The sequence below is a fragment of the Pseudomonas sp. BN102 genome (genome assembly GCF_029871245.1).
Classification (GTDB): Bacteria; Pseudomonadota; Gammaproteobacteria; order Pseudomonadales; family Pseudomonadaceae; genus Metapseudomonas.
On sequence record NZ_SSON01000074.1, the window covers coordinates 49,805 to 60,097 of the forward strand.

Annotated in this window: 9 protein-coding genes and 1 tRNA gene; 4 read left to right on the forward strand and 6 right to left on the reverse strand. The window is 63.8% G+C overall.

Annotated elements, in window-relative coordinates; genetic code table 11:
- The first annotated feature begins 12 nt into the window (after positions 1 to 12).
- Positions 13 to 423, forward strand: a complete 411-nt coding sequence (locus E8F12_RS21175) for a PA2817 family protein (RefSeq protein WP_280327154.1) — start codon at positions 13 to 15, stop codon at positions 421 to 423.
- 159 nt (positions 424 to 582) lie between these two features.
- Positions 583 to 2,961 carry a TonB-dependent siderophore receptor gene (locus E8F12_RS21180; RefSeq protein ID WP_280327155.1) on the forward strand — a complete coding sequence of 793 codons (2,379 nt, stop codon included), beginning with the start codon at positions 583 to 585 and terminating at the stop codon, positions 2,959 to 2,961.
- A gap of 161 nt (positions 2,962 to 3,122) precedes the next feature.
- Here the strand turns inward: E8F12_RS21180 and E8F12_RS21185 are convergent, their stop codons facing one another.
- Together E8F12_RS21185 and E8F12_RS21190 are read right to left on the reverse strand one after the other, a co-directional pair.
- The gene (locus E8F12_RS21185) at positions 3,123 to 3,314 is read right to left on the reverse strand and encodes a hypothetical protein (RefSeq protein WP_280327156.1); all 192 of its coding nucleotides are present in this window, start codon (positions 3,312 to 3,314) and stop codon (positions 3,123 to 3,125) included.
- Positions 3,315 to 3,622: 308 nt separating this feature from the next.
- On the reverse strand, positions 3,623 to 4,546 hold the full coding sequence (locus E8F12_RS21190; protein ID WP_280327157.1) for a LysR family transcriptional regulator: 924 nt from the start codon (positions 4,544 to 4,546) through the stop codon (positions 3,623 to 3,625).
- A gap of 88 nt (positions 4,547 to 4,634) precedes the next feature.
- On the opposite strand from E8F12_RS21190, the gene E8F12_RS21195 reads away from it, so the two are divergent.
- Positions 4,635 to 5,774: an SRPBCC family protein gene (locus E8F12_RS21195; RefSeq protein ID WP_280327158.1), complete on the forward strand. Its 1,140-nt coding sequence runs from the start codon at positions 4,635 to 4,637 to the stop codon at positions 5,772 to 5,774.
- A gap of 214 nt (positions 5,775 to 5,988) precedes the next feature.
- Here E8F12_RS21195 and E8F12_RS21200 read toward each other — a convergent pair whose 3' ends face one another.
- The gene (locus E8F12_RS21200) at positions 5,989 to 6,510 is read right to left on the reverse strand and encodes a ProQ/FINO family protein (protein WP_280327162.1); all 522 of its coding nucleotides are present in this window, start codon (positions 6,508 to 6,510) and stop codon (positions 5,989 to 5,991) included.
- A 347-nt stretch (positions 6,511 to 6,857) separates the two neighbouring features.
- Between E8F12_RS21200 and E8F12_RS21205 the strand changes: the two genes are divergently transcribed.
- Entirely contained in the window at positions 6,858 to 7,682 is an 825-nt protein-coding gene (locus E8F12_RS21205; RefSeq protein WP_280327159.1) for an SDR family NAD(P)-dependent oxidoreductase, read from the forward strand.
- Positions 7,683 to 7,978: 296 nt separating this feature from the next.
- Here the strand turns inward: E8F12_RS21205 and E8F12_RS21210 are convergent, their stop codons facing one another.
- The 3 genes from E8F12_RS21210 to E8F12_RS21220 form a co-directional block, all read right to left on the reverse strand.
- Positions 7,979 to 8,776, reverse strand: coding sequence for an SDR family oxidoreductase (locus tag E8F12_RS21210; protein ID WP_280327160.1), 798 nt, complete (start codon positions 8,774 to 8,776; stop codon positions 7,979 to 7,981).
- A 9-nt stretch (positions 8,777 to 8,785) separates the two neighbouring features.
- On the reverse strand, positions 8,786 to 9,313 hold the full coding sequence (locus tag E8F12_RS21215) for a VOC family protein (RefSeq protein ID WP_280327161.1): 528 nt from the start codon (positions 9,311 to 9,313) through the stop codon (positions 8,786 to 8,788).
- Positions 9,314 to 10,139: 826 nt separating this feature from the next.
- A tRNA-Gly gene (locus E8F12_RS21220) sits at positions 10,140 to 10,215 on the reverse strand.
- Positions 10,216 to 10,293: the final 78 nt, after the last annotated feature.

Genomic DNA, 10,293 nt, shown 5'->3' on the forward strand with positions numbered 1-10,293 from the left:
AGGAAATCCGCCATGGCCAATCCCTACCTCGACCACCACCTCGCCCTGCTCGCTCACCTGCGCGGCATCCTGGTCGCCCTGGGCGAGGCTGAACAGGTGCCGGAAGAAAACCACGCCCTCTTCGTCGAACGCTTCGACGAGCTGATGAGCGAACTGCCGCGCGACCCGGAACGCAGCCTGTACCTAGGCCAGGACCTGATCAGCCAGGTCTTCCATCGCTACCCGCAGATTGCTCACCTGGTGCCGCGCGACCTGCTCTGGTTCTTCGGCGGCGACTGCCTGCACTTCATGCCCGACGAGGAAATCGACCTCTTCCAACGCCTCGACGAGCGCCGCTTCGAGGCCGAGCAGAACGACGAACCCTTTGACTGGAACCGCGAAAAGCAGCTGCTGGCCCTGCCGGAAGACGGCAGCAAACACTGATTTTCCGTCGGGGCGGCGCCATTGCGTCGCCCCACCCTTCCCCGCTGACGCCCCGCTCCCAACCCCGCCGGAAATTATTCTCCGCCGCCCCTATCACTTTTCGATTCTGCTTCGGCAATAGGGCATTGAGACTTTTTCTCACTTAGGAGATGTTTCCAAATGCGCCCTGTTTCCGCCCCTTTCCGCCATACCTTGCTGGCGCTGGCCGTCACCCTCGGCGGCCTGTCCACCCAGGTCCTGGCGGAAAGCTACCAGCTGCCGTCGGCCCCGCTGGCCAGCACGCTGAACCGCATCGCCGCCGATGCCGGCATCGCGCTGAGCATCGATCCGACCTTGACCGCCGGCAAGACCGCGCCCGCCGTGAAAGGCGAGCTCAGCCCGCTGCAAGCGCTGTCACAGGCCCTGCAGGGCAGCAACCTGCGCCTGGTGCAGAACGGCGCCGACAGCTTCAGCCTGGCCCCGGTGGCCGACGAAGCCATGAGCCTGCCGGACGTGAACATCGACGGCAACCGCAGCTATGAAACCGCCTGGGGCCCGACCACCGGCATGGTCGCCACCCGCACCGCCGCCGGCACCAAGACCGACACCGCGATCATCGAGATCCCTCGTTCCATCTCGGTGATCACCCGCGAACAGCTGGATTCGCGCCCCACTCTCAACCTCAACGACTCACTGCGCTATACCGCCGGCGTGATGAGCAGCGGCTACGGCTCCGACTCCCGCGCCGACTGGCTCAAGGTCCGCGGCTTCGTGCCTACCCAGTTCCTCGATGGCCTGCCGCTGCCGGTGGGTTCCTTCGCCAACCCGAAGATCGAGCCCTGGAACCTCGAGCGCATCGCCGTGCTGCGTGGCCCGGCCTCGTCCGTCTATGGCCAGACCCCGCCCGGCGGCCTGCTCGACATGGTCAGCCGCCGCCCGCAGGCCGAGCAGGCCAACGAGGTGGAGCTGCAAGCCGGCAGCAATGAACACAAGCAGATCAACTTCGACAGCACCGGCAAGATCGACGACGAGGGCCAGTTTCTCTACCGCGTCAGCGGTACCGCGCGCGACAGCAACTCGCCCATCGACCACATCCCGGACAAGCGCTACAACATCGCGCCGAGCCTGACCTGGAACATCAACGATGACACTCGCCTGACCTTACTCTCGCAGTACACCCGCGACGACACGGGCATCACCGGCCAGTTCCTGCCGCTGCAGGGCACCAGGATCGACTCGCCCTTCGGCGAGATCTCCCATCACAAGAACCTCGGCGAGCCGGACTGGGACTTCTACGACCGCACCTACTACGCCCTCGGCTACGCCTTCGAGCACCGCTTCAACGATGTCTGGCAGTTCCGCCAGAACCTGCGCTACACCAAGAGCGACCTGGAGTTCCAGGCGGTGAACGTGGCCACCTTCAATACCGTTGACGCCGACGGCAACGTCAACCGCGAGTCCGGCATCGTCGACGAGGACATCAGCCAGTTCGCCGTGGACAACAACTTCCAGGCCAACTTCAGCACCGGTGAACTGGACCACACCCTGCTGCTCGGCCTCGACCACCAGCGCGCCAACACCAACTACCGCTGGCTCTACGGCATGGGCGTGCCGCCGATCAACGTGAGCAACCCAATCTACGGCGCGGACATGTCCGGGGTCAGCTACTTCACGATGCAGGACTTCAACCAGAAGACCCAGCAGACCGGCCTCTACATCCAGGACCAGATCGCCCTGGACAACTGGCGCCTGACCCTCGGCGGCCGCGAGGACTGGGTGCACACCGGCACCACCTTCCACAACAAGAACGACGCCACCAACACCCAGCGCGACGTGGTCTTCAGTGGCAACGTCGGCCTGAGCTACCTGTTCGACAACGGCGTGACCCCCTACATCTCCTACGCCGAGTCCTTCCAGCCGGCCATGGGCGCCAACGTCGACAGCACCCTGTCCTTCGAACCCACCGAAGGCAAACAGTACGAGGTAGGGGTCAAATACCAGCCGCCGGGCACCGACGCCATGTTGACCGCCGCCGTCTATGACCTGACCCAGACCAACGTCAGCGTCACCGAGGGCGGCGTGACCCGCCAGATCGGCGAGCTGGAAGTACGCGGCCTGGAACTGGAAGCCACCGCCGACGTCACCGAGAACCTCAAGCTGGTGGCCTCCTACAGCTACACCGACAGCGAGATTCAGAAGGGGCCGGACAAGGGCAACCGCATGGCCCAGATACCGCGCAACCAGGCCACTGCCTGGGCCGACTACACCTGGCACAGCGGCATGCTCGACGGCTTCGGCGTCGCCGGCGGCGTGCGCTATGTCGGTGACAGCTACGGCAACACCGCCAACACCTGGCTCGGCCACACCGGCTCCTACACTGTCTACGACGCCTCCGCGCACTTCGACCTGGGTCGCCTGGACAGCTCGCTGCAAGGCTTGTCGGTGACGGTGGACGCGAAGAACGTATTCAACAAGGAGTACCTGTCCACCTGTGACGGCTACTGGTGCTACTACGGCGACGAACGCAGCGTCATTGGCAGCGTGAACTACAAGTTCTGATCTGCGCCCTCTTCCTGCTGCCTATCGGCCCTGGCGGCAGACGTCAGCAAGTACCAGGGCGAGAACTGAAAAGGCCCGCCTGGCATAGCCGGGCGGGCCTTTTTCATGCGGTGCGAAATGCGTGGGGGGCCTTGAAGAAGGACTCCGGCCAACGCCTCGGGTCAGCCCTGCCGGGCTTGTTCTGCGCGCTGCTTTGCAGCCACAGCCTCTTGCTGCTTCTGCTCTTTCAGCTGGACCTGAACCAGGCGGGCCTGCCAGCGTTGCGTCGTACGATCGCCGCCGCCTGAGGCCATGGCTGAACTGGCCGAAAGGACGATGGTCAGGGCGGAAGCAAGGGCGATAACAGATTTCATATTGGAACTCCGGACAACAAAAAGGCGAAACGGAAAAGATCAGCGGGAGTCCTCCTCGATCAACGGCTGGCGACTGGAGCACAAGCTGATGCCGAATGACTGCAGACCAACGATCCATTCCGGAAAATAGGACCGACCCAAACGAATTTCGTTCGCTAGCTAACGAATTTGACCGCGCTGTAATCTCCCGCAGCCCCGGCAAATAAAACGCTACCGCCGGGAGCCTAGAGCGGCCCGAACCACCCGTCGGGTTGCCTGCTGAAACCACCCTGCGCGAACGGCAGGATGGCATCGTCCGCCGAGGACATTCAGGCATCGCCGTCGGCAAGTGCCGTGCCGAGCTGCGCCAGTCGCTCACGCAGCCAGCGCAGGCCGGGGGCCAGTTCCTGTTGGCGGTGCCAGATAAGGCTCACCTGCACGGGCGGCGTCGCCACCGGCAGCGGCGCCACCTCCAACGCATAGATGGCCGCGAAGTACCTGGCCAGCCGGCGCGGCACGGTGCCCAGCAGGTCGGAGCGCGCCACGATCGGCGGGATGCTCAGGTAGTGGGGAACATGCAGGCCTGCCTGGCGCTGGATGCGCGCCGAGCCCAGGACGATCTCCAGCGGCGAACCACGGCCGGCGCGCGGCAGGACCAGCACATGCTGGCTGCGCTGGTAGCCCTCGCGGGTGAGCCCGCCCGCGAAGGCCGGGTGGCCGGCCCGGCCGATCACCGCCAGTTCCTCTTCCATGAAAGGCTGGTAGCAGAGATCGGGGTTGTCGAAGTACAGGTAGTCGATGGCCAGGTCGAGTTCGCCGGCGGCCAGCCGCGACATCAGGGATTGCGCATCGTCGTCCTGCACCTCCAGCACTACCCTGGGCGCCTCGGCCTTCAGCCGCTCCAGCAACGCCGGCAGGAGCATGGCCTGGGCGTAGTCGTTCATCGACAGGCGAAAGCAATGCTCGGCCTGCAGATCGAACACCTCCTGGGCACCGAGCCCCAGTTGCAGCAGGTTCAGCGCCTGACGTACCGGGCCGTAGAGCACCTGGGCATGGGCGGTGGGCGACATGCCGCGCGCGGTACGCTTGAACAGTGGCTCGCCCAGCTGGCTACGCAGGCGCGCCAAGGCGTTGCTCACCGCCGGCTGGCTCATGTGCAGGCGCATGGCGGCACGCGACAGGTTCTGTTCCTGCATCAGGGCATCGAACACCAACAGCAGGTTCAGGTCGATACAGCGCAAATTCAGGCTCATGAATAATGCTCATTTCGACTATCCATTATCGGAATAAAGCATTCATCACTAGACTCGAAGGTATGTCAACAAGACTGCCGGAGCAGCGATGAGCCACGACACCCAGTCCTTTCGCACGCGTTACCGCGCGGGCATCCACCCGCTCTACAACGTCTGGCTGCACGGCGGCTTCGTGCTGCTCTACGGCGCGGCCTGCCTCGCCTTCTTCATCGGCAGCCTGGACGACGTGAACGCCTTGGAATGGCTGGTGGTGCCGGCGGCGCTGGTGTTCTTCAACTGGGGCGAATACTCGATCCACAAGAACTTCGGACACAACAAGACCCGCCTGGGAGCGATGTTCTACAAGCGCCACACCGGCGATCACCACAGCTTCTTCGTCGCCGGCCAGATGACCTGGGAATTGACCAGGGACTGGCGGGTGATCCTGTTCCCGGCCTGGCTGATCGTCCTCTTCAGTGTCGGCCTGTTTCCCGCCTGGTGGCTGTTGTCCCAGCTCAACGCCAATGTCGCCGGGCTTTTCTCGGCTACTCTGCTGGCCGGCTACCTGAGCTACGAGGTGTTCCACGCCTGCGAGCACCTGCCCGACGACCACCCGATCTCGCGCCTGCCGTGGGTCCGCCACATGCGCCGGCTCCACGAACTGCACCACCGCCGCGACCTGATGCAAACCCGCAACTTCAACCTGGTCTTCCCGCTGATGGACTGGCTCAAGGGCAGCCTGCACTGGGAACCCCTGGAACAGGAGAGCTCCATGACCCGCATGCAGCACGAAGTGGAAATCGCCCGCAGCCCGGAACAGGTCCTGGCCTACGCCAGCACCGCGACCCGCTGGCCGGAGTGGCACCCCTCCTCCCTGCGGGTGGACGGTCCCGCAGGTCCGCTGCCGGCCGGCCGCCACTTCGAGGAAGATATTCACGCCGGTGGCCGTGCGGGCCATCTCAGCTGGGACGTGACCGAGTACACCCCCGGCCGCCGCTGGCGCGCCTTTGCCAGGGGCACCCACGGCCTGGAGCTGCTGCTGAGCTACGAATGCGAGAAAACGGCGACCGGCACCCGCTTCGTCCGCACCCTTGAGTACGGTTTCTCCGGATGGGCCATGCGCCTGGCCAACCTGCTGGTGATGCGTCGCAAGATCGACAGCGAATCGACAGAATCCATGCGACAGCTAAAAGAAATGGCCGAACGGACCATCGAGGCCGCGCCGCATCACCAGCGCGACCTGGCCTGAGAAAACGCGGCGGCGCCAACGCAAACGCGACCTTCACCATGAGCTATCAGTAACTGCCCCTATGGCGCTGCGACTCCGATTGGCATGGCGGATGGCGGAGAAGCAAGAGCCTCTGCCAATGCCGGCCTTGACCGGACAACGCTTGCACCATCGAGCGGCCGGATCGCAAAGGGGTGCGGCCTTGCACCGCACCCGCATCGGGTCGACGCTGACTTCAGTTGGGGCTTGCGGTCGGTGCCGGGTCCACCTCGGCAGCCTCTGCAGGCGCCTGTGACGCGTCAGGCCGCGGGCGCTTGGCCTTCCGCTCCTGCGCCTGCCCCCGTGCGCGGCGCGAGGCCAGCTTTTTCGCGTACAGCGCCTGCGCGGCCGTCACCTGGCCCGCGGCCTGGCCTTGCAGGTCGACCCGTTCGGCGTTCTCCACCAGGCAGGCCCAGTAGCGGCCACCCTCGCACCAGGCTCCAATGGCCTGCTTCAGCTGCTCCGCTGTCACGCCCAGGGTATCGAGGTGCTGCTGGGCGTCTTCGAGAATGCCCTGCTTGAGCGGGACCTTGGGTGCCGGATTCCGCGGAAACGCAAGGGGGAAATGCTTTTGCAGGCGCCAGATGATTTCCACTTCCGGGGATACCGGCTCGCGGCGCTGATTCTGTGCCGCGGCGCGCTTCGGCTTGGACGGTTTAGATTGTTCAGCCTGAGCGCGAAGACGCTCCCTCAGTTCAGCAAGTTGTTCAAAACCCATCGTACGCATTACCAGGTTCGGTCAATTCGGATGCGGGAGGTTACCCCAGAAGGCTGCCCGGCTGCAGCCATCAGTTGCGCCTTGATCGCCATCTGACCGCACCCAACCCCGCCAAGCGACGGACCGATCCGATGTCGAATCGAACGGACCGCAAGTAAAGCAACTAGTCGCTTCGGACCATGACACCGCGCCATCGCCCGCATAGCCTCGTGAGCGGGTTCGCCATGGCCCCGTCCTCACGCAGCCCTCGACTCGGCCATTGCGCGGATAGGGCCAGGGGTGAATCGGCGGGCTTCATGAAGCCCACTGCCTTCGCTCCACCTTGCACACCACGGAGGAATCTGGTCATGAGCGAACACATCTGCCGAAAGGGCGCTACAGCCGTCATCACCGGCGCAGCCAGCGGCATCGGTGCCGGGCTCGCGCGCAGGGCAGCCGAACTGGGCATGCGCCTGGTGCTTGCCGATATCGACAGGGAACGACTCGAAGCGCTTGGCGCATCCCTCGATACCGAGGTACTTGCCGTACCCACCGACGTCACCGACGCGGCAGCCCTCGACCAGTTGGCCGCGCGCGCCTGGGAGCGATTCGGCGGCGTCGACCTGCTGTTCAACAATGCGGGCGTCATGGCGACCGGCTTCACCTGGGAAATCTCGCAAAAGCGTTTCGAACACAGCTTCGCCGTGAACGTCCAGGGCGTGCTGAACGGTATCCGCAGCTTTGTGCCCCGACTGCTGAAGCAAGGCAGCCGATCCCATATCGTGAACACGGCTTCGATAGGCGGATTCCTGCCAAGCCCGCTGATGTCGCCGTACTCGGCAACGAAGTTCGCCGTGGTGGCGCTGACCGAATCGCTGCATGGCGAATTGCGCATGCTCGATGCACCGATTGGTGTCTCGCTGCTGGCGCCTGGCCCGGTGCAGAGCGGCATCTTCGACGACCCCTTCGGCGATGCCCCCGAACAACCGGCGGTCCGAGGCTTCGTGGAGCAACTGCGCGGTATGTTGCGGGAAAACGGCTTGTCTCCCGACGAGTTCGCCCAGCGAGTCTTCGCCGGCATCAACGAAGGACGCTACTGGCTGCTGCCCCAGCCGGAACTGCTCGATGAGGCGCTCAAGGCACGCACGGAAGGGATCCTCATGCGCCGCGACCCGCAGCTACCTCGTTACTGATACAAGGGTTCCCGGAAAGCAGCCGGTCTCGAATTGCCGTGCCAACCCACTTCCAGGAAGCGTCGACGCTTCAGGCTCGGTCCTGCCAACCGATGGAAGACAGGCAGGTTGAATTTCGTACCGGCTGTTTCCACCTGACGTCATGAAGCCAACTGTGAGGGCCCAATGTCGCACTTGCAGCGGGATCGGCACCGGCGGAGCGTAGGGCTTGAAGGTGGCTGCGTGCTGTTTGGCGGCTTGCAGCAGGACCGGGATGTACGGGAGCGAGCGGCCGGCATTGCCGGCCACTGTCCCATCTAACTGGCCTGGGGCGCCCCGGAGGCGGCAGCGTACACCTCGGCAAGGGATGGGTTGCGGCGCAGTGTCTGGCCACCACTGACATGGATGACCTGACCGGTGACGAAGCTGGACTCATCACTCGCTAGCCAGAGCGCGGCGTCGGCGACCTCTGCGGCGACGCCGCTACGCTGTAGCGGAATCTCGCGGTGATAGAGGGCGGCGATGGTGGGATGCGCCAGGCCACCCCCCGACATCGGCGCGTCGGCCACGCCACCCGGGGCGATGGAGTTGGCACGGATACCATGCTGGCCAAATTCGTGGGCGATGCAACGGATGACATGGTCGATGCCTGCCTTGGTCCCCATGTAGGCGGCATGGTCTTCAAACATGATGCTGGCGGTCACCGACGAAATCTGGATGATCGAGCCGCCTTCGGGCATGTGGCGCAGCAGCGCCTGGAAGTACTGGAACGGCCCGGTGAACTGGACGGCGTTCATCCTGTCCAGGTCTTCCTGGCTGTGCTCGAGAAAGGGCTTCAAGAGGCCCCAGCCAGTCGCATTGACACCGATATCGAGCCTGCCGAGCCGTTCCTCACTCTGGGCAACGAGATCCGCGACCTCGGCCTGTGAGGTGATATCGCAAACCCGCCAGGGGACGCCAAGGGCATCGGCAACGGCCGACAGCGCGTCGGGGCGGCGCCCCGACACCAACACCCGGGCCCCGTGCTCGACGTAACGCCGGGCGATGGCCTCGCCGATATTGCCAGGCGCGACCCCCAGCACCAACGCTGCTTTACCTTCCAATCGCTTCGACATGCAGTTCTCTCACACAGCTGTATCAATGACATGAATCGGGTCGGAACCATCCCAGGTGCTGGCGGCCTGGATGCCCTGCTGGATCAGCTCGCGCATGCCGGTGCCCTGGATGACTTCGTAGAACACCCCCGGCTCCGCTTCGTTTTCGAGATAGGCAACGCGAGTCGCAGGGTTGCTCGCCTTGAAAACCACTCGAAGTCCGGTGGCGGTCAAACGCGCTATCGCTTGGTCTATGTCGGTGACGACCCAGGCGACATGGTGCATTCCATGAAGGACACGGCCTTGCTCGTCCCGATAGGGCGACTTCGCGGCATTGGTCACCTCAATCAACTCGACCTGGATAGCTCCCTGGTAGCCAAGCCCGACATCCATGGTGACCGTCACCGGTTCACCGCGATAATTCCCCTCCAGGGAGACGTTTCGAAAGACGGTCCATGGCCCGACACCGAAATGCTGCAGCCAGCGCCCGATGCCCTGTTCCAGGTCATCGACGAGGTAGCCGATCTGGTCTATGGGACCGAGGAAAGCACTGCTCATGACAATTCCTTGCACGTGATGTCAGTAGGAGAAGAGCCACCAGCGAGGGCATGGCGCCAATTCCCGGCTCGGCACAAACATTGATTCTTGCGTCCCAGAGAGAGCCGTTTCCGGCCGATGACGGAGCTATCGAGCGAAGCCCGACAACCGACCCGGGACTCCCAGAAACCGATCAGCCGGTCCAGGTTGGCCGTGGCGACGCCGATCTGACGGATCGACCCGAGCCAGGACGTCGGCGGGTCGAAACCATTCAGGGCACCAGCCGACTAGGGCAGCAACCTGGCAAGGGGGGAAACGGGCATGGAGCAACTGGAGTAGCTGGCGTTGCAGTAGACGTTACTCACCAGCACTGTTGGCGCGGGGCGTGCCAACAGAGCGAAACAGGCCGCGCCGAATGCGCAGAAGATCACAGCCAGGCAGATACTTGTTGTTGCTTTCATAGCCATTCCACCGCCCCTCCGGGAGTGGATCGAGACTAAGGAAAAGCCGCAAAGCCTGGCCTCGTCCGAATGGACTACGACCCCTGTCTTCGTACATCCCCCAATCACCTCTCGCTCGGCCCATTGCGGGGATTGGGGCGTTGGATGCACATACTCACCATCCCGAACCAGTCCTCGGTAGCCCGCGCGGATATGGCTGAGGGACACGAAGCGCATTGTTTGACGCGTAGAACGCAAGCATCATCGTGCCACGTGCGGGCTTCTTTGAGGGGATTTCAGGGTACGTGCCGAGAGATGCGCAGCAATAACGAAGGCATGAAAAAAGGGGCTTTCGCCCCTTCTCTCAAGGAATTACAGACGTCAGAGGATGCCTGTAGATCTTTATTTGGAGCGGGAAACGAGACTCGAACTCGCGACCCCGACCTTGGCAAGGTCGTGCTCTACCAACTGAGCTATTCCCGCGTACAACTTTGAAACTGGCGTCCCCTAGGGGACTCGAACCCCTGTTACCGCCGTGAAAGGGCGGTGTCCTAGGCCACT

Coding starts and splice junctions, on each gene's coding strand:
- E8F12_RS21175 (WP_280327154.1), top strand. CDS start 13: ATGGCCAATCCCTACCTCGACCACCACCTCGCCCTGCTCGCTCACCTG.
- E8F12_RS21180 (WP_280327155.1), top strand. CDS start 583: ATGCGCCCTGTTTCCGCCCCTTTCCGCCATACCTTGCTGGCGCTGGCC.
- E8F12_RS21185 (WP_280327156.1), bottom strand. CDS start 3,314: ATGAAATCTGTTATCGCCCTTGCTTCCGCCCTGACCATCGTCCTTTCG.
- E8F12_RS21190 (WP_280327157.1), bottom strand. CDS start 4,546: ATGAGCCTGAATTTGCGCTGTATCGACCTGAACCTGCTGTTGGTGTTC.
- E8F12_RS21195 (WP_280327158.1), top strand. CDS start 4,635: ATGAGCCACGACACCCAGTCCTTTCGCACGCGTTACCGCGCGGGCATC.
- E8F12_RS21200 (WP_280327162.1), bottom strand. CDS start 6,510: ATGGGTTTTGAACAACTTGCTGAACTGAGGGAGCGTCTTCGCGCTCAG.
- E8F12_RS21205 (WP_280327159.1), top strand. CDS start 6,858: ATGAGCGAACACATCTGCCGAAAGGGCGCTACAGCCGTCATCACCGGC.
- E8F12_RS21210 (WP_280327160.1), bottom strand. CDS start 8,776: ATGTCGAAGCGATTGGAAGGTAAAGCAGCGTTGGTGCTGGGGGTCGCG.
- E8F12_RS21215 (WP_280327161.1), bottom strand. CDS start 9,313: ATGAGCAGTGCTTTCCTCGGTCCCATAGACCAGATCGGCTACCTCGTC.